Source organism: Streptomyces maremycinicus, assembly GCF_001184025.1.
Lineage (GTDB): Bacteria > Actinomycetota > Actinomycetes > Streptomycetales > Streptomycetaceae > Streptomyces > Streptomyces maremycinicus.
Map to the genome: position 1 here is coordinate 1 of NZ_BBYG01000030.1, position 21,055 is coordinate 21,055.

21 protein-coding genes and 1 riboswitch are annotated in these 21,055 nt (G+C 69.0%); of the genes, 7 read left to right on the forward strand and 14 right to left on the reverse strand.

What is annotated here, in order from left to right; genetic code table 11:
- Positions 1-378: 378 nt before the first annotated feature.
- Both AOQ37_RS37430 and AOQ37_RS37435 read right to left on the reverse strand, forming a co-directional pair.
- Positions 379-705: a hypothetical protein gene (locus tag AOQ37_RS37430; RefSeq protein WP_062651566.1), complete on the reverse strand. Its 327-nt coding sequence runs from the start codon at positions 703-705 to the stop codon at positions 379-381.
- A 52-nt stretch (positions 706-757) separates the two neighbouring features.
- Entirely contained in the window at positions 758-1,237 is a 480-nt protein-coding gene (locus tag AOQ37_RS37435) for an ATP-binding protein (RefSeq protein WP_062651568.1), read from the reverse strand.
- A 204-nt stretch (positions 1,238-1,441) separates the two neighbouring features.
- On the opposite strand from AOQ37_RS37435, the gene AOQ37_RS40995 reads away from it, so the two are divergent.
- Both AOQ37_RS40995 and AOQ37_RS37455 read left to right on the forward strand, forming a co-directional pair.
- Positions 1,442-1,798: an STAS domain-containing protein gene (locus AOQ37_RS40995; protein WP_062651571.1), complete on the forward strand. Its 357-nt coding sequence runs from the start codon at positions 1,442-1,444 to the stop codon at positions 1,796-1,798.
- Positions 1,799-2,928: 1,130 nt separating this feature from the next.
- Positions 2,929-3,603: a LysE family translocator gene (locus AOQ37_RS37455; protein ID WP_062651577.1), complete on the forward strand. Its 675-nt coding sequence runs from the start codon at positions 2,929-2,931 to the stop codon at positions 3,601-3,603.
- A 79-nt stretch (positions 3,604-3,682) separates the two neighbouring features.
- On the opposite strand, the gene AOQ37_RS37460 is transcribed toward AOQ37_RS37455, so the two are convergent.
- The gene (locus AOQ37_RS37460) at positions 3,683-4,663 is read right to left on the reverse strand and encodes a pyridoxal phosphate-dependent decarboxylase family protein (protein WP_234437143.1); all 981 of its coding nucleotides are present in this window, start codon (positions 4,661-4,663) and stop codon (positions 3,683-3,685) included.
- A gap of 39 nt (positions 4,664-4,702) precedes the next feature.
- Positions 4,703-5,440 (reverse strand): DUF4142 domain-containing protein, encoded by a 738-nt coding sequence (locus AOQ37_RS37465; RefSeq protein WP_062651579.1) that lies wholly within the window; start codon positions 5,438-5,440, stop codon positions 4,703-4,705.
- On the opposite strand from AOQ37_RS37465, the gene AOQ37_RS40670 reads away from it, so the two are divergent.
- On the forward strand, positions 5,439-5,678 hold the full coding sequence (locus AOQ37_RS40670) for a hypothetical protein (protein ID WP_159401438.1): 240 nt from the start codon (positions 5,439-5,441) through the stop codon (positions 5,676-5,678). The two genes, AOQ37_RS37465 and AOQ37_RS40670, sit on opposite strands and share 2 nt — an antisense overlap.
- A gap of 126 nt (positions 5,679-5,804) precedes the next feature.
- On the opposite strand, the gene AOQ37_RS37470 is transcribed toward AOQ37_RS40670, so the two are convergent.
- Together AOQ37_RS37470 and AOQ37_RS37475 are read right to left on the reverse strand one after the other, a co-directional pair.
- Positions 5,805-6,833: an aminotransferase class I/II-fold pyridoxal phosphate-dependent enzyme gene (locus AOQ37_RS37470; protein WP_062651582.1), complete on the reverse strand. Its 1,029-nt coding sequence runs from the start codon at positions 6,831-6,833 to the stop codon at positions 5,805-5,807.
- Positions 6,830-8,170, reverse strand: a complete 1,341-nt coding sequence (locus AOQ37_RS37475) for a radical SAM family protein (protein ID WP_234437144.1) — start codon at positions 8,168-8,170, stop codon at positions 6,830-6,832. The genes AOQ37_RS37470 and AOQ37_RS37475 overlap by 4 nt, the downstream gene beginning before the upstream one ends.
- On the opposite strand from AOQ37_RS37475, the gene AOQ37_RS41000 reads away from it, so the two are divergent.
- Complete coding sequence (locus AOQ37_RS41000) at positions 8,144-8,401, forward strand: hypothetical protein (protein WP_199825152.1); 258 nt, start codon at positions 8,144-8,146, stop codon at positions 8,399-8,401. The two genes, AOQ37_RS37475 and AOQ37_RS41000, sit on opposite strands and share 27 nt — an antisense overlap.
- 282 nt (positions 8,402-8,683) lie before the next feature.
- On the opposite strand, the gene AOQ37_RS37480 is transcribed toward AOQ37_RS41000, so the two are convergent.
- The 5 genes from AOQ37_RS37480 to AOQ37_RS37505 all read right to left on the reverse strand — a co-directional run bounded on the left by AOQ37_RS37480 (position 8,684) and on the right by AOQ37_RS37505 (position 13,673).
- Positions 8,684-9,529 carry an MOSC domain-containing protein gene (locus AOQ37_RS37480; protein WP_062651584.1) on the reverse strand — a complete coding sequence of 282 codons (846 nt, stop codon included), beginning with the start codon at positions 9,527-9,529 and terminating at the stop codon, positions 8,684-8,686.
- Between the two features lie 495 nt (positions 9,530-10,024).
- Positions 10,025-10,414 (reverse strand): hypothetical protein, encoded by a 390-nt coding sequence (locus AOQ37_RS37485; RefSeq protein WP_234437145.1) that lies wholly within the window; start codon positions 10,412-10,414, stop codon positions 10,025-10,027.
- A 596-nt stretch (positions 10,415-11,010) separates the two neighbouring features.
- On the reverse strand, positions 11,011-11,469 hold the full coding sequence (locus tag AOQ37_RS37495; protein ID WP_062651588.1) for a hypothetical protein: 459 nt from the start codon (positions 11,467-11,469) through the stop codon (positions 11,011-11,013).
- A 572-nt stretch (positions 11,470-12,041) separates the two neighbouring features.
- Positions 12,042-12,722: a hypothetical protein gene (locus tag AOQ37_RS37500; protein WP_062651656.1), complete on the reverse strand. Its 681-nt coding sequence runs from the start codon at positions 12,720-12,722 to the stop codon at positions 12,042-12,044.
- Positions 12,723-13,199: 477 nt separating this feature from the next.
- Positions 13,200-13,673: a hypothetical protein gene (locus AOQ37_RS37505; RefSeq protein ID WP_062651590.1), complete on the reverse strand. Its 474-nt coding sequence runs from the start codon at positions 13,671-13,673 to the stop codon at positions 13,200-13,202.
- 344 nt (positions 13,674-14,017) lie between these two features.
- Between AOQ37_RS37505 and AOQ37_RS37510 the strand changes: the two genes are divergently transcribed.
- On the forward strand, positions 14,018-14,416 hold the full coding sequence (locus tag AOQ37_RS37510) for a hypothetical protein (RefSeq protein ID WP_234437146.1): 399 nt from the start codon (positions 14,018-14,020) through the stop codon (positions 14,414-14,416).
- A gap of 69 nt (positions 14,417-14,485) precedes the next feature.
- Positions 14,486-14,572: riboswitch (ZMP/ZTP riboswitch) on the forward strand.
- A 21-nt stretch (positions 14,573-14,593) separates the two neighbouring features.
- The gene (locus tag AOQ37_RS37515) at positions 14,594-15,460 is read left to right on the forward strand and encodes a bifunctional 5,10-methylenetetrahydrofolate dehydrogenase/5,10-methenyltetrahydrofolate cyclohydrolase (protein WP_062651592.1); all 867 of its coding nucleotides are present in this window, start codon (positions 14,594-14,596) and stop codon (positions 15,458-15,460) included.
- A 214-nt stretch (positions 15,461-15,674) separates the two neighbouring features.
- Here AOQ37_RS37515 and AOQ37_RS37520 read toward each other — a convergent pair whose 3' ends face one another.
- On the reverse strand, positions 15,675-16,058 hold the full coding sequence (locus tag AOQ37_RS37520; RefSeq protein ID WP_159401439.1) for a DUF6924 domain-containing protein: 384 nt from the start codon (positions 16,056-16,058) through the stop codon (positions 15,675-15,677).
- A 509-nt stretch (positions 16,059-16,567) separates the two neighbouring features.
- Here AOQ37_RS37520 and uvrA point away from each other — a divergent pair.
- The gene (gene uvrA / locus AOQ37_RS37525; protein ID WP_062651596.1) at positions 16,568-19,036 is read left to right on the forward strand and encodes an excinuclease ABC subunit UvrA; all 2,469 of its coding nucleotides are present in this window, start codon (positions 16,568-16,570) and stop codon (positions 19,034-19,036) included.
- A gap of 20 nt (positions 19,037-19,056) precedes the next feature.
- On the opposite strand, the gene AOQ37_RS37530 is transcribed toward uvrA, so the two are convergent.
- Complete coding sequence (locus AOQ37_RS37530) at positions 19,057-19,395, reverse strand: thioredoxin family protein (RefSeq protein ID WP_062651661.1); 339 nt, start codon at positions 19,393-19,395, stop codon at positions 19,057-19,059.
- Positions 19,396-19,844: 449 nt separating this feature from the next.
- The gene (locus AOQ37_RS37535; protein WP_062651598.1) at positions 19,845-20,987 is read right to left on the reverse strand and encodes a PucR family transcriptional regulator; all 1,143 of its coding nucleotides are present in this window, start codon (positions 20,985-20,987) and stop codon (positions 19,845-19,847) included.
- Between the last annotated feature and the right edge of the window lie 68 nt (positions 20,988-21,055).

Genomic DNA, 21,055 nt, shown 5'->3' on the forward strand with positions numbered 1-21,055 from the left:
CTCAGTCGAACGGATCAGCGGTTCTGTGCGCGGTTGCCCGCGCGGTGCCGCCACCACGTGGTCTTGTCGCGGTCGGCGTATGTGCCGTCGACGACGAACTCCAGGCCCCGGACGACGCCCGGCCGCGGCCTGCCGGTCGATCCCCGCCGGGCGACGTCGCCCCCGCCGCACTCCTCACGGCCGATGGAGCGTCTCCCGCCGCAGGCATGGGGTGCTGACCAGCATGGCGTGCTTAACCAGCCGCTGCCCGCGAATTCGTCGTCGTCGGTGGAACAGGGCGGCGCTCCCCGGCGGCCTCTGTGGCTGGCCGGCAACGCTTCTCACGCGACGCCGCCGGGCTCGAGTGAGCGTCGGTGCCACCCTGACAGCTGGTGCTCGTCAGCGCCGCTCGGAAGGTGCCACCGCTGGGGGCAGCACGAGGAGGCCCTCACCCTCTGCCGGTGCGATCACGTGTCCTTGCTGCTCGAGCACTCCCGACACCGCGGCCTGCACCATCGCCCGCACGCCGTCGTCCGGGGCCCGGCCGGGCTGCTCGCCCGTCAGGGCCTGGAACTCGTCGGAGGCCGTCCATCTGATCAGCACACCTTCGGGCACCTCGCTGACCTCGAGGCCCGGCGTACCGGCATCCACCCCGGTGCTCACGTGAAAGCCCGCTTCGGCAAGAGCACGCCGTACCTGGTCGGCAAGCGAAAACGGCGACAGCATGCGCTGCTGTTTCCCCGGATCGGGCTGATCATGCGTGCCGGTTCTCGTACGGTTACGGTGCCGTGCGGCCGGCGATGGCCCCGCCCGGATCATCGGCCAACGCGATCACCGCGGTGACGCGTTTACCGACCGGCTCACGGCGTGCCTCGTAGGCCTGGCAGACGGCCAGAGTGATCTCCAGACCGTGGCGCCCCACCCGCTCCGGGTCGGTGTCAGCCACGTTCGGCAGGACCGGATCGCTGTCCCACACCGACACGCGCACCACCCCCTGGGTCACCTCCAGATCGAGCACGACCGGCCCGGGCGCGTACTTCACCGCGTTCGTCACCAGCTCGCTGACCACCAGCTGCGTCATGCCCAGCGCCCGCTCCGACACCGACAGCCCATGCACGGCCCGCACCTCGGTGAGAAAGCCGACGGCCAGACCACGCGCGTCCCCGATACAGGAAGAATCGCCGTCATAGGCGGCTGATGCCGACAGCGAATCGGTGCGCTGCGCCGCCTGCCCCTCGTCCCCCACGGCCTGCTCCATGCACCCGCCCCGTCTCCAGCAATCACCACACGACGTTCACGCCGCCCACGCAGCATCGCACGACCACGGGCCCACATTCCGCTTACTCGGAGCTTCAGGCCGCCCCACAGGGTGTGGTTGACACGGAACAGCGGCGTGCGCTTGCGTGGACGCAGAGGGGCTTCGCAGCAGCAAGGCCCCCACACCATCAGGGCGGGAGACGGCATGAACCAGGCCCAGCTGACCGTCTCCCAACACATGACCGCTGACCACGTGCACGTGGTGCTGCTGGCCGGGGAGATCGACCACACCACGACCGATCTCTTCCGCCAAGTGCTCATCACCGAGGACGGCTTCCCCCGGCACACCGTGCTCGACCTGCGCGCCGTCACCTTCATGGACTCCAGCGGCATCAACATCCTCGTCGCCGCCAACAACGCCGCCCGCGCCGACAACGGCTGGCTACGCCTTGCCCACATCCCCAAGCCCGTGGCGGAACTGCTGCACATCGTCGGCCTCGACGACGTCATCGGTCTCTATCCCACACTCGACGAGGCCCTCGCACCGCAGGCCGCCGCCTGACCCCACCGCCTCAGCCGACCGGCAGCGACGCCTTCATGACCCGCCGCCTCAGCGTCACGGCGCCGCGCCCTGAACACATGCGCGTCCCCACCCGGGCCGATCCGCGATGCCTCGCGATCCGCGTGCCGCTGCGCGGCCGCCTCCATCCGCCGTCCCACCGCTCCGCCAGGGCAGGATCGGGTCACGCGCGCGTCGGGAAGGTGCCGCTGATCGCGGGAACAGGTCGGGAGTGCAACAGCGAGTTCATCCGTCGACGCCGGGTAACCGCACGGCATGTATCTGCCAAAACCCCTGAAGGCTCTCTTACTCGGCATCGCCGTCTACGCGCTGCTCGTGCTGATGTTCCGCTACGGGCGCGGTGGCATGTCATGGGAGCACTCGTTCTTGGTCTCTCTGGTCGCAGCCCCGGTGGCGCTGTTGTGGGGGTGGGTCCGGGACCACTGGAACGACCGGGCTCGAGAGGCCGGCGCAAGGTGGCGACGCAAGAGGCAGAACTGACCCGGCTCGCCCGGAACGCATGCTGTGCGGAGCGCTGCGGTCATGGTGACCTCCCCATGCAGCCGGCCGAAGGTCACACCGGACGCGGCGGAGGGCATCGCTCGCGCGGTCGTCGATTTCGCAGCGCGGTTGCTCACCGAGGGCCACGAGGCGGGCGCTGACACCCTCCGCCGGCCGGAGGCAAGCGGCGTGGTCCAGGCCCTCGATGCGCACCCCGCAGCAACGGGTACGCACCTCGTGCGCCTGCCCCTCTCTCAGCCGTGGTCCCGCACCGTCGCGAGGCACTGGTTCATGGAGGCCTGCGAGGTCGAGTCGGCCCCACCAGCCCCCGACGGCCCCAACGCGGCGTTTCGCGAGGTGCGTTGAGACATGTGTTTCTCGCTGCGGACGCGGGCGCGTGTGTGGCGTGGGGCGGCGAGGACGTACCACTCGATGACCCGTGAGCGACCCTCGTGAACGCGCACCACGTTGCCCGTACAGACGAACAGGCCTCCGGTCGGCACATCTTGGGAACCGTGGGGAACTGGAGGGGGAACGCGGTCCGCACAGGGGAACCCGGGACCGACCACGGCCGGCCGGCCGGTGCGACGTATGAGGCGAACCGAGCGCAGGGCCAGTGAAGGGGAGAACGTATGTCGGTCGATCTCGTCGGCTTCCTCGGCGTAGTGCTGTTGGCCTACGTGGTGCCCGGCCCGGACTTCCTCGTGGTGGTGAGATCGGCGACCGAGCATCCCGCCAAGGGGCGGGCCGCGGCGCTTGGCGCCCAGAGCGGACTGTGCGTGCACATGCTCGCCGCCGCGGTGGGGCTGTCGATGATCGCCGCCCGCTCCCCGGCGGTCTACGACGCCATCAAGCTGCTGGGCGCCGCGTACCTCGTCCATCTGGGAGTCCGTGCCGTGCTGGCCGCGCGCCGGACCGCCCGTGAACGAGCCCTCAGGCGCGAGACTGCCGCCCGGCCGGAGGACGGCGCCGACCCGCGGCCTCCGGCGGAGGACGGCCCGGCCCGCGGCCGGTGGCGGTCCGGCTTCACTCAGGGCTTCCTCACCAATGTGCTCAATCCCAAGGCGGCGCTGTTCTTTCTCAGCATCCTGCCGCAGTTCGTCCACGGCGGCGGCTCGGCGTCGCGGCAGATCTTCTTCCTCGGCACCCTGGACATCGTCCTCGGTGTCGCCTACTGGTTCGCCCTGGTCGCCGTAGCCGCGCGACTGGGGGCGTTCCTCGCGCGCCCCAAGGTCCGCCACCGCTGGGAGCTGACGACCGGGTGGCTGTTCATCGCCATCGGCGTCGGCGTCGCCGCGGCAGCCTGAAACGCTCGGCGGGCCCAGCAGGTTGTTTCTCCGTGCCGGCATCCAGCCGGACACCGCCCGGATGCCGGGCTTTCGCCGGCTACGCGGCGGGGATGTTCCTCGCCTCGGCAGTGATGATCTTCAAGGCCTCGGTGACGCGGTCCTGGTGGATGCGGTGGGAGACCACGCAGACGCGCAGGGCATAGCGGCTGTCGACAACCGTGCTGGAGAGCACGATGCGCCGGTGGGCGTTGATCCGCTCCAGCAGACGGCGGCTCGCCTCGTCCGCCCGCTCGGCGGCGGCCCGACTGCCATCGGTGGGGCGGACGCGGAAGATCACGGTGGACAGGTCCGGGCGTTGCGAGATCTCCAGCTCTGCGACGTCGGCCGGCGTGTCGTGGATGTGTTCGGCCAGGTCGAGCTTCTCGTCCAGAGCCGCGCGGAAGGCGTCCACCCCGTGCAGGTGCAGCGGAAGCCAGGCCCGCAGGCCGCGGATCTCGTGGGCCAGTTCGGGGCCGAGGTGGCCGGAGTCCGGGACACTTCCCGTTGCCCCCATGTCCTGGAGGTAGCTGCCGGTGCCATGGTGCGCGGCGTGCTGGGCGGCGAGGTCGCGGACGACCAGGGCGCCGGTGCCGAACGGCATGAACAGGGTCTTGTGCGGGTCCAGGGTGACCGAGTCGGCCTCTTCGATCCCGGCCAGGCGTTCCTCGCCGCGTGCGGTGAGCCGGAAGAAGCCTCCGTAGGCCGCGTCGATGTGGAACCACACGTCCTCGCGGCGGGCCAGGTCGGCCAGCCGAGACAGCGGGTCGACGGTGCCGGTGTCGTTGGTACCGGCGGTGGCCACCAGCAGGAACGGCCGCTGCCCGGCATCCCGGTCGGCGCGGATCATCGCGGCGGCGGCCTGCGGGTCCATCCGGAGATCCACCGCATGCGGCACGGTACGTATGTGAGCCGCCCGGATGCCCGCGAGGCGGGCTGCCTTGGCGACGGAGTGGTAGGCGAAGGCGGTGGTGTGGACGGTGCCGCCGTCGAGGGCCTCGCCGGGCCTCGCGTGCCGGGCGGCGACCGTCGCGGAGAACATCCGCCTCACGTGGGTGCCGTGAACCCTGTTGTCGTCCGCCTAGCTGCCGTTGGCGGCCGGGCCGTTCATGGCCGGGCCCAGGTCCACTGGGGTGGATGTCGCGTTCGCCGGCGGGGGCAGGACGACCAGCGGTTGGCCGACCGGCGGGACCGGCGGGGTCATGTCCGACTTGGGCAGCTTCGGCGGGGTGGTCTGGTTGAACAGCGTGGTGTCGAAGTCGACCAAGCCGGTCTGCTCCATCACCGTGATGTGGTCCAGGACGGTGTCGTTGGCCTGGTCTGCCAGCGCGCGCACCAGCGTGTTCTTCGTCGTCGAGCGGACCTTCGCCACCGTGTTGAAGATCGAACCGTGCGTCTGGCGCAGGATGTTGGCGAACTCGATGTCGAACTGCTTGCCCTGGGCCGCCTTCAGCGTGTTGACGAACCCCTCCTGCTGCGGACTCGCGATGTTGGGCAGGGTCACGTTCAGCAGGGGTGCGATCTTGCGGCAGGTCTCGTCCAGCGCCGCATGCCCGTCGACCAGGTGCTGGCTCGCGGTGAGGACCCCCTTGCTCTGCCCCTTCTGCTGTCCGATCAGCCCGACCGGATGCTCCCAGAGACCGGCGGCGCGCACCGCCACCACGAAGGCGCGGTCGCCCTCGGTGAACGGCCCCCACTGAGTGTTGGCGATGATCCGGTCACCCGAGGTCGACACGGTCTCAAGTCCGAGCATCGACGGATAGGCCAGGGCACCCAGTGTCAGCGTGAGTGCGCCCCCTACGACGACAGTGCCCACCATGTTCCGCGAAAGTTGCACCAGTCCTCCTGCCCGTCGGGATTTCCGCCGCCTTGCCCACCTGATGGGAGCGGACGAAGATAACTACGCGCGCGGCACTGTTCAGGCTCATCAGACCGAGCAACATCTTCATGGGCAGTACACAGGAAGCGTCCGGCGTACCACAGCCGAGATCGTGATCTTGTCGGTCGGAGCCGGCTCCGGGTACGCGGACGATGCACTGTTGATCATCGGTGTGTGATGACGGATGAACAATTGATGGCCGCGGTACGCGGCCCAGGTACCGCGCTGGACGCTGACGTTCGAGGTCCTGAGGTCCTTGGGGCGCTGGAGTGGTCGACCACCACCTCGACGCGCCTTCGATGGTTCATCGGAGCACCGTCGACGTCCCGTCGAAGGCGTCGGCAAGGCTGGTCAGGATCGAGCCGGACCAGTTGTTCTGTCCGAATACGCTGACCGGTGCTGCGAGCATGCCGTACTCGCGCTGGAGCGTCTCCGCTGGGATCTCCACCGGGAAGAAGTAGTTGCCGGGACAAGTCCGGCTTGCTGCGGGAATCGCCCTCAGCACGTCCTCCGGCAACCGTTCGAACAACCGATCAGCCCGCGCGGCCAGTTCATCGACGACCTGCCGGGGCACGTCGCTGTGCTCGGTCAGCAGGCGGTCGGCGAGGCTCAGTTGTTCCGACGTCGGCGGATCCGACCGGAACGCTTCGGCCAACTCGGCTTGCTCCGGAGCTTGCGCCGGATCCAGCAGGACCACGCCGAACGTGCGGGGCCACAGCCATCCCTTGGTGACCGAGTGCAGCAGGACCGCACGACCGGTGTCCAGCAAGCGGCGGGTGCCCGCGGCGAACGGAACTCCCAGGTCGTAGACGCTGTCGATCAGCACACGGCGGCGCGGTGACTCCCCCAACCACGAAATCACCGCGGCGCACTCGGCATCGGAGAGGTACCGGCCGAGCGGCTTGCTGGGGTTGGCGAGCAACAAATACTCGGGCCGGGGGTGCGCCGGCGACCTCGGCAGAACCGGTGCCGGTAGCGTCGGGTAGGAGCCGGGCTCCAGGCCGGCAGCGTGGGCCAGCTCGAAGTAGACCGGATAGACGTCGCTGGGCAGCCACAACCGCGCTTGCACGCTGTGCAGCCAGTGGAACACCACACCGAGCCCGTGCCGCACCCCTCGACAGACCATGGCGTGGCCGGACCACTCGTCCGGCAGCTCGAAACGCCGAAGCCAGGCACGGGCGAGATCGCACCGGTGCACCGTACTCAGGTCGGTCGGCGGTTGCGGTCGCATCGGAGCAAGCGCCCGGTACACATTCGTCTCGGCAACGTCCAGAAGCGACGAGGAAGCGCTGAGTTGCCGCTGCCGGAACTCCTGGAACTCGTCGAACTTCATGTCGCTGCACCTTCCGGCACGATCTCGCTGGCCCGGTCTTCCAGTGAGGCGTAGCAGCGTCCGTCGGCCAGGACGTTCCAGCTGCGTGCGATCCCATTGGTGCGTTCCCAGAGCAGGCTGGGCTCGGTGTAGGCGGCGATCCGCATCGGCCGTCCGTCCCAGCTGCCGTCGTAGACCGGCGCGCCCCAGGGCAGGCGGCTCGCCAGCTCGAAGCCGTGCTGTTCGGCGAACCGGGTGACGATGGACAGGGAAATCTGGTGCTCTCGGCTCCAGACGTTGGCGGTGCGGTCGAAGTAGAGCGACTCAGTGCTGGTGGAGACGTAGAGCTCTTTGAAGCAGACTTCCTCGACACCGAGAGCCGCGGCCCACGAAAGGTAGTCGGCGACCCCGGCCGCGTCGGCGACACCGCCGTGTTGGAGCACGCAGATCAGTCTCGTCCGCAGCCCCGGCCACCGGTCACGTTCCTCGCGCCAGGTCTCGATGACCGAACTCACCGGCGTGCGCAGCATCATGAGCCGCTCGCTGACGGCGTCGTCCTGATGGTGCCGGGAAACGGCGAGCACGCTCAGGCCCGCGGCACGGAGGGCCGCGAGGCGCTCGGCCCGGTCGACGTGCCGGCCCTTGGCCAGGGTGTGCGCGTTGGTGATCAGGACGACCTTCGGGAACGCCGCCGAGCAGGCGGACACCAGTCGCAACTGCTGTTCGAACGGTATGAGCGTGGGCTCCCCACCGCCGGTGATCACCGCACGCTCGGCACCCGCCGCGCGGGCGCGCTCCAGCCAGTCGGCGACGGCGTCCCACGGGACCCGTGCCGGCGCTTGGTCACTGGAGATCGAAGCCGACGAGAAGCAGAACGAACACCGGGCTTGGCAGGCGGAGGCCACCGGCAGCAGCGACACCGAGCGCGGTCGCGTGTCGGCATACCCACGCAGCGCCGATCCGTGCAGGTGCAGGGAGGCCGCCATCGCATCCTCGACGGTTGTCGGGCGCAGGGTGAACTCGTCGCCCGCTTGGTCGAGTTCGTGGACGGCTGACAACCGGATGTGAGCCTCGTGGAGTTCCGTGCCGAGGCCGGTCGACAGGTTGGGCTTCAGCTGGTCGGGATCCACCATGGTCTCCAGCACCAGCAGCCTGTCACCCGGAATGGCCAGACGGTCCAGCAAGCGTCTCGCCTTGCCGATACCGATTCCCAACTCCGCGCGGGTCAGCAGGTGGAACCGGTCGGGAAAAGTACTCTCCGGAATCCCCGCCTTACCGTAAGCGAAGGCGTACTTGTCAAAGCCTTTCGCGAAGTTCGACAGCACGATGACGTGGAAGCGCTGGTCGCCATGATTCATGCGGTCATCATGCATGAACGAGCCCCGGACGACAGGAGTCGAAGTGCAGGCGGAACGGGGTGCCTCGATCCGAACCTCGTCGTCGACGCCGGGTCCTGCCTTCTCGCGGTCCACGACACGGCCGCCGGTGACCTGAGCCCGCTGACCTGGAACAGTGACCGGACCGGTGCAGCCGAGGACCTGCCCTTCGTCATGAGCGAGCACCTGATCGCACGTCGATGCCCATGCTGACGGCACCGCCATAGCGCCGATGGCTACGGACCCGCCGCTCCCGGCACCGCCCCAGACCCGTCCGTCCTGGCGCAGCGGGGCCGGGCCGTCGGCCCCACGCAGCTCGCAGACTCCGTCATCCCCAGCCCTGCCCTGCGGGGCTGTGCCTGGTGGGAGCGTCGATGTGGACGTGGGCCGACCAAGCGCCCCCGCGTCAGGCCCGTCCTTGCCGACGTAGCCCTCCGGGCCATCGGCCTCACCCGCACCCGTACCTGTACCCGCCCCCGGCTCCCGCCCGTCGGGTCACGTGGCCGCTTCCAGAATGATCGCGTCGCCCACCCGGACCGTTCCCGCTTCCAGCACGTCCAGGTACACGCCGAGACACGAGAGCCGGCCCAGGTCGAACACGGGCACGCGGTGAACGCGGGCCACCGCTCGCATGATGCCCGGATCTGCGGGCAACTCGTCATGTCCGAGCGTGGGGACCACACAGCGGGGAGTCGGTACCACCACCCTGAACAGCGCCTCCCCCAGGCGCAGTCGTGATCCCGGCCAGGCATCTTCCGGGAAGCCGGGGCCGCCATCGGTGTCCACGACGAGGTTCGGCCGGAAGCGGCGGGCGTCGAAGTCCCCGGCGGGATACACCCCGCGCATCCGGGCCAGGGACGCAGTGGTGACGAGATGGACCCGGCCGAAGTCGAAAAACGTTCCCCGGGCAACGCTGCCGGTCGTGATGCTCACCCCGGTCTCATCGACGGCCGCCGTGCCCCGCACGGAGTCCGGCACCCCGCCCTCGTACTCGGGCACGGCACGCTCCAGCCTGCTGTGCTGCGGCACGGCAGCCGAGAGGAAAACCGGCCGACCCAGCAACTTGGAGAGCCGCGCGTCCAGTTCGGGATCCTCCACCGCCAAGGCGGCGCCGTCCGGCAGCACGACCTGGACCACCCCGGACTCCTCAAGGCGGCCACGGCAACGCAGCAAGGCCCCCCATTTACGCGGGTGCTTGACGCTGCCCACCGCGCCCGTCACGTCGAGAACGGCGTAGGCGCGGTCCCCGGAAAGCCCGTCCTCCGTGACCGCCACGGTGGTCACGCCCTCGCCCAGCATCGACTTCACCGGATACCGGTACAACGCTGCCACAGTCCCCATGGATCAAGTATCAGGGGAGACCGGCCGGTGAAAGGCACGTCGGTGCGATGTCAACGGTGACGTCGTTCCTCACAGAGCCCACCGAACTCCTGCTCCCGACAGACGGGACAGATCCCCAGGATGCAGTGGCAAGGGTCCAGGCTCCAGGCCCCGTTGCCGGTGAGGAGCTGTGGGTGTCATTGGCAGGGGGCGCAGCGCATTCAACTCCGTGGCGCTGAAGTCCATCGACGTCCCTCGACACGCGCGGAACTTCGCAAGGAGATGGTCGGCGTGCCGGCCGCCCGCTTCCCGGTCCGCCCCGGTGGCCAGCGGCTTCGCATCGACGTACGGCCGCCCGCCAGGTGGCCGGGTTGACCTGCGCCTCAGTGACCAGGTCAAGCGGGCGCCAACGAAGCCTTCGTGATCGTCGGCGCCCGCTGTCTCAGGTCTCCTCCGTCCGGACGGAGCATTCGCCTTCGTCGCCGTCCAGGACGTCAACGCCCGGCATCGGCAGCATCATGCGTGATCTGACGGCGATTCCCTACGGTCCGCCTGCCCCTCCCCCTCATCAGGGGCGAGTGACTCCGGCGCCGGGCGGGACTCCAACTCCCGCTGCCTTGCGGCCAGCGCCCTCGCCAGCATCTTGTCCCGGTAGGGGTTCGACGTACCGAGGGCCTTCGCCACCTCCACAGCCTCGTCCAACAGGGCCAACCGCCGCTCAGGCAAATCCCTCACCAGGGGCGACGTACTCGCCTCCACCAAGACGTACGCCAGCTTCGATCCGTACGCCTCCGGCTCGACCCGTGCCAGAAGGCGGTATATCCACAGCCCCTCCGCACCGCGCACCACCCGCCGGTTGGCGCTGAGCAGCCTTACCCTCGCCAGCACGATCAAGTCCTGATCCATCGATCCCCCTTCGTCCCGCCACCCCCCGGCCGGTGCACGTCGCACGCCGAGACAGCACGGCGAACGCGCCGACAGCCGATCAAGGCTGCCGACACGCTGGCCGGAGAGTGGATGTCGACGAGTCTGACGCGCGATGCCGGCCGCCACAAGGCCGAAAGGACGTGCGCTGAGTCCTACCGAAACCGCCTCCGAACAGCGATGATGGACCTGACACTCACTCAAGGAGCCAAGGAGCCAAGGAGCCAAGGAGCACCGCTCCGAGGGACTTCTTGACCAATTGGCGTATCCGCGGGTGACAGTCGCGAAGGTGCTGGCGGAGGAGCCGTCGGCCGGACACGCGAGGCCGGACAGGGCCGCGATGACACGCTCGGTCGCGTTGCCGCGAGCGGAGGGGATCGACGTGGAGGTGCGCGCCGGAGCACAGCAGATCTTGTGCGCCCACGCCGCGCCGGAAGCCGACGAAGGGATGCGGGGTGACGGGTGACGGGTGACGGGTGACAGCTTGCGGTTCAACTGGGCGGGGATACAACGCCAATGGGACCGAGCTCCTGGGGCGCTGCGGCGTCAACAACGAGCGTCCCCTGCCGGGGGGACGGTTAGTAGCTCCAGCTGTAGAGGCCGCCGCCACCTGTCCTCGTCGCAGACTCTGCGAGGCGGGCAACGCCCTGCAAGACCGCAAGGAGATCATCGTCGGTCATATCGTCGCCGTCCTCAGCCCGGAGCCGCGCAATCCAGCGGCCGGCGAGCTCCTCGAGTTGGGAGGAACTCGCTTGGGCGAGCGCTCGGGTCAGGCGCTTCGGCAGAGCGAACACCTCAACGCCATCGTTCAAGGGGGCGGTGACCCACTCAGGCCACGGCCGCCACGCATAGAGCTGCTCAACCGGCGGTGCCTCGGCCGAAGGCACCTCGAAATACATGTCCCACTCGGCAATGGCGGTGTCCGGCTCAATGAAACGGCAGGTCACAGACTCAAATGCCTCACCTGGTCCCCGCAGGCGCGTCGAGGCTGCCGTCTCGTCGTCAGGGGCGAGGAAGAACACGATGTCGTGAGCCATTCGAGCATGATGGCAGCCTGCGGCAGACGGGGTGCTGCGTAGTCGGTGGCATCCGTCTGATCGGCGGGCCGCCTCGGCTGCGCGTACGGTCCCTGGCGGCCTCGGCGGCCCAGCGCTCGGCAGCTATGAATGATGCCGCGCAGACGCTGAAGGACCGCGGGCGGCATCTGGGTGCAGAAATCACGGACCTCGTGGCTCTGCTGCACGGGATGCTCGTGCCACACGCTCGACCGTTCCCTCGATGCCGCTGCCAGAGCCACAGAGGCGGCGAAGACACCCCCCTCCTCCGGGCTCCCCGGCCGGCTTCACCGACCCGGCCAACCGGAGGTCCGCCGCCAGCCGCACCCCTTTCGGCTCCCCATGTGCAGCATCATCGATCGTACGTTTTTCTCGCCGGTCAGCGGCAATTCGGCAGACCCTGTGGCGCCAGGCGTACCGGAGAGGAAAGGATCACCGCACCCTTGCCCCCTCCGGTCACTCGACGATCGAGGCCTCGACCGGCTCCGGTCGCCGGACCACCGAGCTCGTGTCGCAAGTCCCCGGCTCGGTTTTCGCTTCCGACAAGATGGCGTTCACGCGGACTCCTGGTCCGGCTGGGGGTAGCCGACCTCACGGATGTCCTGGGCCAGGTCGCTCAAGCTGACCCCAGGGTTCAACGACGACACGAGCTCCGGAAGCAGCGGCTGCAAGGCGTACACCTGACTTACGGCCTCCAGGTCGACGGGGACCTCGTAGTAGTCCTCGGCGAAGCGCTGGAAGGCTTCTGGTGAACGGTCCACCAAGAGCTCGAACAAGCCCGCTGCCCCGTCGGGATCGACAGCGCTATCGGGGAAATCGATCGTCCCGTGATGCCACCGATCGTCCGTCAACCCCCGCCACAAGCAGGCCGTCACGACACTGACGCCGTCCTCGTCGGTGAACGCCGGCTCCTCGACGAAGGGCTTGAAGGGCTCGGGGACCTCGTCGATCACTCCCGGCCAAGGCTCGCCGTCGTTGCCGTACGGGCTCATCGGCGCTTCATGGTCGAAGCCGCGTATGTAGGCCCCGGCAGACGAGAACACGATGGAGTATTCGTTCCCCGACCCGTTGCGCATCGAGGCCATCTCTTCGCCGTCGGCCCATTTGGTGTTCATGGAGTAGTAGCGGCTTTCCCACTCCGGGCTGAGGATCGCATCGAGCATCGCCAGTGCACGACACAGATCCCGCAGGTCGGCGATGCCAGGGAGCTGGCGAGCTACGTCGTAGACAGTCACGTACTCATCCAACCCGATACCGGTGACAGCCAGGTCAACGCCGGCTTCCTCTGAGCAGAGTCACCAATACCGGGGCCTGGTGTCGTGCCACTCCGGCAGACTCCCGCCCCCGGGGAGCCAGACCTCGCCGTTGTCACGAACCCAGCCCCTGTGTGTGAAACGACCGTCGAATGCGTGATCGGCGCCGACCTACAGGGCCAGGTCACGCCGCCGGCCAGGTGTGGCAGGCGACGCTCCTCAACTCCACGGCACGGTGGTGCCGTGGACGACCACGTTCCAGTCGTTCTGGAGGAAGGCGGCAATGCCCAGGAACAGCGAGGCCCGTGGGCGAGGCTACGGGTCATCCAGGCGGTGAGGTAGCGGCTGCGGCGTTCGCGGCTGAAGGTGCTGAACTCGTACGCAAGGTCGCGGGCAGCGGCAAGCCAGAGGCAGGCGTGGCGGAGGCCAACGAGGTGCCGCGCAGCGATATTTGCTGGTCTATGACTTGTCGGGGCAGCCGACTTCAGTCCAGGTCGCGGCCAGGTCACGGCAGACGATCGTGAGCGAGCCGTTCCAGAACGCGATCTCGTGGCTGCAACCGTGCTGGTGGGGCAGGACCTCGTCGAGGATTACCGTTCCGAAGCCTGCCCAGTCGTTCTCTCCGACGCTTCCGGCATCGAAGCTGGAGACGCCTGCATAGCGGATGACCATGTCCTCATCGTGCTTCCAGCAGTTGTGTCGGAACTGGATCTCCACCTGACGGCCATCAGCTCCTACATTGCGGATGTCCTGAACCTGCAAATCCTTCACACACCGCCTGCTGGAGAAGTCGTAGTGCTCGGGAGCAGTCGCGAAGCTCCGGGCCCCGACCGGCAGATCATCAGTCAACGAAGGCAGACGCTCCAGGTATCGAGCGGGGGATATGACACCCCGCACGTTGCCGACCTGCGCATCCAGGTTGATGTACTTCATCGTCCTTCGTCCGTCCCCTCCTATGACTCCGTGGTCAACGCATGCCTGACCCTGGAGAAGAAGCTACCGAGTGCACCGTCCCGAACAACTCGTCGCGCCGGGCGGTCAGACACGTGGAGAACTCCCCGAGAGCGTGACGCTTCCGCGAACGCTTGCCTCCGAACAGCATCAGGCAGCGAACTCACCCCCACGGCCTTCGTCTTGGTCACGTGCACCGTGGTCGGGGCACACGTTCAGACGAGGGCCGCCCCCGCGTCCGGCAAATCCCCATGCCAGCGGATCCGTTCGAGACGCCATTCGAGACCGTGGCACCATGTACCGCATGACCACGAACCGAAAGGTCCATGCCGCGTAGACGGCCAGGACAGATCCGTGCCGACTCCCTCGGCAACCACCGGACCACGGATGCAAGGCCAGTCATCGACGGCCTGTCTTCGCGTGCACTGTCCGAGATCATCCGCCTTGAGCACACCCGCAACTATCTCCAGCCGGGCGACGTCAGCACGGCTGTGGGCCTGTGGAAGGACTACGTCCACCAGCCCGAGCTCGCCCTGTGGCACGACTACGAATGGGGCAACGTGCACTGGCACTGCTGCGGCAATCCTCTCGAAGCCCGCGCCCTCCTCGAGACCGTGATGCAGGCCATGTCACCACGAAGCGCCCGCGAACTTCGAAAGATCGTCACCCGGTCGGACGCCTTCGTGAACCTTGCGTCCCGGCCCTACGACGTGGCCGGAAGGTGAAGAACAAAGTGAGTAGGTGTTTTTGAACTCCACGATCCAGATCAGCGGAAGCGTCATCCACTAGGGTGATGTGTGGGCCGTGACTGGCGCTGAGGTGGAGTACCACCGGGGAGCGGTCCGACGAATCGGTCGATGCCGTGCGCCTGGGCGAGTGGTCAGCGACGCCGGGAGGCGACCATGTCCCAGACTCGGACAGCCCTGCTCATGGACGGTGTTGGCCTTGCTCGACGCGTCGTCGAGGAGGCATCAGACAGGGCGGCAGAGCTTGCGCGGCGTGTCGGAGTGACGCCCTGCCTCGCAACGGTGCTGGTGGGTGAGGATCCGGCTTCGGTGACGTACGTCCGGATGAAGCGGGCGCGTTGCGCGAAGGCGGGCATCGAGTCCCGGCTCGTCAGCCTGCCGGCCACCACTACAACGGCTGAGCTCGTAGAGACCCTCCAGTCCCTCTCGCGGGACGCCGGAGTGCACGGCATCTTGCTTCAGCACCCCGTGGGCCCTCACATCGATGAGCGCGCGGCATTCGAGGCCATCGCGCCCGAGAAGGACGTCGATGGGGTCACGATGAGCTCATTCGCCGCGATGAGCTTCGGAATGCCGGGTTTCGCATCGTGCACCCCGGGCGGGATCATGCGGCTCTTGGACGAGTACGACGTCGATCTTGCAGGTCGACACGCTGTTGTCGTGGGCCGGAGCGCGATCCTCGGCAAACCCGTCGGGATGCTCTTGCTCGCCCGGGACGCCACGGTCACCTACTGCCACTCCCGTACGACCGATCTGGCCGCGACCGTACGGGAAGCGGACATCGTTGTGGCGGCCGTGGGACGGCCTCGGCTTATTCGTGGCGAAGACATCAAGCCGGGGGCCGTCGTGGTCGACGCCGGATACAACCCCGGCAATGTCGGCGACGTCGACTTCGCCACCGCCCGCACTCGCGCCCGCCTGATCACGCCGGTCCCCGGTGGGGTCGGGCCCATGACCATCGCAGTCCTGCTGGCTCAGACGGTCGACGCGGCATACATCCAGCTCGGGCTGGCCAGCCACTGAGCGGGGGTTTCCCACCCGCGCCGCGCGGATCACGGGAGGTCGACCGGACGGCGCGCGCAGCCCGCTCACCTCTGCGGTGATGGCGGCTGCGCGGCCGCGTCCGCGAACACGGACCGGGGTGTGGAGGAGGTCCACTTCCGCAGCGAAGGAGGCGGGCGTCGGGGCGGACGTCCACTCGCCCGCACCCCCTGGTCACCGCCTTGGGACCAGTGCCTCAGAAGCCCCGGAAAACGCCGTCATCGTCGACGCCGTCGGCGAAGTCCTGGAAGTCCTGGAAGTCCATGTTCGCCTCCGCGAGGTTGTTCTCGATGCTCCACAGCGCGGCTGCCGCAACGCGGACGCACCGCACCCGCTCACTCCGCAGGTACACCACGAGGACCGGCAGTTCAGCCGAGGTGCCGACGACAGAGTCCGCCAAGACAAGAAGGGGATGGCGATACTCGCCAGAAATCAGGTCGAGAGCCCGGTCGGGCGTCAAACCCTCGTACCTGCGGTCATCGACAAGTGCGACATTGGCCAGGAATCCGTCTCTGCTGGGTCGGGACAGCGCCGCCCGCAGAGCACCCCAAGCACCGTTTGCTGAGAAGTCGGTGCGCACAACCAGGGCTTCCTAGGTGCACGGGAGCTGATTCATGTGCGGAGAGTACCGCCGTCCCGGTGAACCTGCGTGGGCACTGCTCCTGGCCCACCGCATCGGCGCGTCCCGCTGCGTCCACCTCGTCGACGGCCTGCTCCCCCGCTTCCAGCCCTACGCCCGCCTCCAGGGCGTATCGGAGCCGCCACCTGGCAACCGCGTAGGACCTTCTCCCTGAGCCGAGGCTGGTCGCCCGGTGTCGACACCTTCTCTCCTTCCGCCTCTCCTTCCACGCATGGCGAGACAGTTCTCGCAACGCCGGATGCGGCAGGGCCCGTCTTCAGGCGGGGAAGACCTCCTCCGCCCGACCGTGCCTGACCCGGACTCCGACTCCGCCCCCGACCCCGCCTCCGACCAGCAGCGGAATCTCCATGGGTGGGGCGCCGAAGTCCGCTGCACCTGGGGGCCGGGCAGCGGGGCCCGGTGACGGCGCCTGTCGCGCGGTTTCCGGCGCGATCAGGTAATCAGGAACGGTGAACAACGACGCGAGCGACCCCTTCGTGCATGTCCGGGGCGCCAGTGAGAACAACCTGCGGAACGTCGATGTCGACGTTCCGCGGGACGCGATGGTCGCGTTCACCGGCGTCTCCGGTTCGGGCAAGTCCTCGCTCGCGTTCGGCACGCTCTACGCGGAGGCCCAGCGGCGCTACTTCGAGTCCGTGGCACCGTACGCCCGAAGGCTTTTGCAGCAGGTGGGCGCACCACACGTGCAGGAGATCACCGGACTGCCACCCGCCGTGGCCTTGCAGCAGCGGCGCGGGGCGCCCAGCTCGCGTTCGACGGTCGGCACCCTCACCACGCTGTCCAATCTGCTGCGCATGCTGTACTCCCGCGCCGGCACCTATCCGCCCCGGGCCGCACGGCTGGAAGCCGAGTCGTTCTCACCCAACACGGCGGCCGGCGCCTGCCCGGAGTGCCACGGACTGGGTGTCGTGCACGACGTCGCCGAGGATCTGCTCGTCCCGGACCCTTCGCTGAGCATCCGCGAGGGGGCGATCGCCGCCTGGCCGGGCGCCTGGCAGGGCGCCAACCTGCGCAGTGTCGTGAACGGCCTGGGGATCGACATCGACCGACCGTGGCGCAGGCTCAAGAAGAAGGACCGGGACTGGCTGCTGTACACCGACGAGCAGCCCTCCGTGTACATCGAGCCGGAGGAGGACCGCGTCGACTACGGCTACCAGGGCAAATTCTGGAGCGCCCGCAAGCACGTCATGCACGTCCTCGCCGACTCCAAGAGCGAGAAGATGCGCGAACGGGCGCTCCGGTTCGTCAGGAGTGTGCCCTGCCCCGAGTGCGGGGGCAGCGGACTGCGGCCCGAGGCGCTCGCCGTGACCTTCGCCGGACGTTCCATCGCCGAGATCAACGCGATGCCGCTCACTGAGGTCGTGGCGCTGCTGCGGCCCGTCGCCGCGCGGTCCGAGGCCGACGCCACCACGTCGACCGCCCGATCCGGGGAGACCACCGAGGTCGCGGTCCGGATCTGCGGCGATCTGGTCGCGCGGGTCGACGTACTGCTCGACCTGGGTCTCGGCTACCTCAGCCTCGGGCGCCGTTCGACGACCCTGTCGCCGGGCGAGGCGCAGCGCCTGCGGATCGCCACCCAGCTGCGATCGGGGCTGTTCGGCGTCATCTACGTCCTCGACGAACCCTCCGCGGGGCTGCACCCGGCTGACGCTGAACCGCTGCTGGACGTGCTGGACCGCCTCAAGGCGGCGGGCAACTCGCTGTTCGTCGTAGAGCACGACATGGACGTCGTACGGCGGGCGGACTGGGTGGTCGACATCGGCCCCGGCGCGGGTGAGGGCGGCGGACACGTGCTGTACAGCGGCCCGGTCGCCGGCCTTGAGCGGGTCGGGGAGTCGGCCACGAGCCGATACCTGTTCGGGCGCGCCCAGCCGCTCGATCACCGCCCGCGCACACCGCACGGCTGGCTGCACCTGAGCGGCGTCTCCCGCCACAATCTGCACGACGTGTCCGTCGACGTACCGCTCCGCGTGCTGACGGCGGTGACCGGCGTGTCGGGTTCCGGGAAATCGACGCTGGTGACGCAGGTGCTCGCCGAGGTCGTCCGGGGTCATCTCGGACTCGTACCCGAGGAGCCCGACGAGGCGCAGCTGGAGGTCGACGTCAAGGACGCGTCGGGGGTCGAGTCGTTCGACCGGCTGGTCCTGGTCGACCAACGGCCCATCGGGCGGACTCCCCGGTCCAACCTGGCCACGTACACGGGCATGTTCGACGCGGTGCGCAAGCTGTACGCGGCGACGGACGAGGCCGGGGCGCGCGGCTACTCGGCCGGGCGGTTCTCCTTCAACGTGCCCGAGGGGCGGTGCGAGACCTGCCAGGGTGAAGGGTTCGTCGCGGTGGAGCTGCTGTTCCTGCCCGGCACCTACGCACCGTGCCCGACCTGCGGGGGCGCCCGGTACAACGCCGAAACGCTGGAAGTCACCTACCGCGGCAAGAACATCGCCGAAGTGCTGGGGCTGTCCGTCGACGCCGCCGCCGAGTTCCTGTCCGCCGTCCCGGCCGCCTCCCGCAGTCTGGAGACGTTGCGCGAGGTGGGACTGGGGTACCTGCGGCTGGGCCAGCCCGCGACGGAACTCAGCGGTGGTGAGGCGCAACGCATCAAACTGGCCACCGAACTACAGCGGGCCCGCCGCGGGCACGCGCTCTACTTGCTCGACGAGCCGACGGCGGGGCTGCACCCCGCGGACATCGCGCTGCTGCTGCGACAACTGCACCGCCTCGTCGACGCCGGCAACACGGTCGTCCTCGTCGAGCACGACCTGGACACGATCGCCACCGCCGACTGGATCATCGACCTCGGGCCGGGCGGCGGCGACGCGGGCGGCCGGGTGGTCGCGGCGGGCCCGCCGGCCAAGGTGGCCAGAGCCCGCCGCAGCGCCACCGCGCCCTACCTCGCGGCCCGGCTCGCACGGCCCTGACGTGCCGCAGCAACCGCTCATCAGAGGTGGCTGTCCAGGAACTTCCGTACCTCGGCGGTGGTCATCGGCCCGGTGCCGTGCGCCACCGCCTCGCCCTCCTTCAGCAGGACGTAGGACGGGGCTCCGGTGATCCCGCATCGCTCGGTTGCGGCCGGACAACGCGTGATGTCGGCGCGGACGGCCGTCAGGCGGCCCGCGTAGTCGTCGGCGATGCCATCCACGACGAGGTCCATGACCCGGCAGGGCTCCATCGCCTTGGGCCATGTCCCGATGAAGTATGCGAGGACCGGAACTTCGCTCATCCCGAGGATGAAGTTGAACTCCGCGTCCTCACGGGGTCGGTGCACCCGCTTTGCCATGAAGCTCCTGACCTCACGTTCCGTCATTCCCTCCCCATCATCCCTCGTACGCGGTGCCAGACCGCCCCGGCCGGCCCGGTCGGTCGTCGAGTCGTCCAGTCGTCCAGTCGCCCGCTCGACCTGCCGGAAAGAAGGCAGAGGGCCGTGCGCACAATCACGGTGATCTCCGGCGCGAGCGGCCCGGCCTCCCGTGCCTGGTGACCGGCCTGACCTCCCGCCTGCCCCCCGGCCGCGGCCCGCCGCGCGCCCGTGGGGCGGCTCGTGCCAGGACGGCGCCCTTCACGACGGCACGGAACCCGGCTCCCACCCGCCCCCGGTCTCGGCTGGCTGATACCGCGCCTCCCCGGGCCGCATGAGCCGGCCGACGACACCGGGAACGAGGCACGATTCCCGGTGCCGGACCGGACCGGACCGCTCGCGGACGCCGTCGTGGACGGTCGACGTACGCGTCAGGCGCCCCGAAGGCCGACCGCCAGCGTCAGCTCAAGCACCCGGTGCGGCGATGCGAGATCCGGGAACAGCTCCCGCAGCTGCGACATGCGGTACCGGACTGTCTGGGGATGGACGAACAACGCCGCCGCCACCTCGTCGCGCCTGCCCTGGTGCAGCAGCCACTCCCGCAACGTCTCCTCCAGCCGCCGCGCGGTCGCGACCGGCAGGGTCCACAGCGGCGCGAGGGCACGGGCACGCAGGTCTGCGAACGCCTCCACGTCGGCGCTCAGCACCAGCTCGGGGAGGTGGTCCTCGGTGTCGCGAATATCGGAGGAAAGGGAGCGCGCGCGTACGGCTCGTGCGTACGAGGCGGCCGCACGAGTCCATGGCCGGGCCGGGCCGACCACGGCCGTGCGATCGGTCAGCTGGCGCAGGAGATGTGATCGGTCGGCATCGGGGACGAGCAGCACGCCGGTGGCGTCCGGCAGATCGTCGAGGACGAGGGTGCTCTGGTCGTCGAGCGCGCGGTAGGCGGGCCGGGCCTGGGCGGCGGGCAGCAGGACCGCGGTCAGCGAGACCGGAGGCTGCCATCCGGCCCGTTGGGCGGAGGCCAGCAGCACGTCCGGGCTCGCGCCGGCGAGGAGGTCGCGGGCCAGGTGTTCCAGGTGGCGCTCGATTGCCCTGCCCCGGGCGGCCAGTTCGTCGGCGTGGCCCGCTGCGCTCGCGGCGGAGAGCTCGTCGATGTAGGCGAAGGTCAGCTCGGCGAACTTGGCGACCTCGGCGGCGGGCAGGCCCGCGGGTACGGCACCCGCCGCCAGGCATCGCCAGGCCACGCGGGCGCCGACGCGGTAGGCGCTGAGCAGGGCGTCCATCGAACGGCCGTCGCGCACCTCGCCTCGGCCCAGCTCGTAGGCGGCGTCACCGGCGTCACCGCCTGTGGCGTTGCCGCTCGCGAGGTCCAGGTAGTGTCCCAGGGCGGTGCGGACGGCTCGGCGGATGGTGGCGCCCATGTGGCCCGAAAGGGCGTTGGCGTAGGGAGGGACCTCGTCGATGATCGCCTGGACGACTTCGTCGGCGGTGGTCTTCAGCGCCGCCCGAATTGCGGTGACCGTCGTCTCGTCCAGGGCCAGTTCGCTGGCCCTCCGGGTTGCATGACTCACGTTTTTGTTCCCTGCGAACAATTCAGCCGACCAGATTTACGTCCTGCGGTCAGGACTTTACGCCTCGC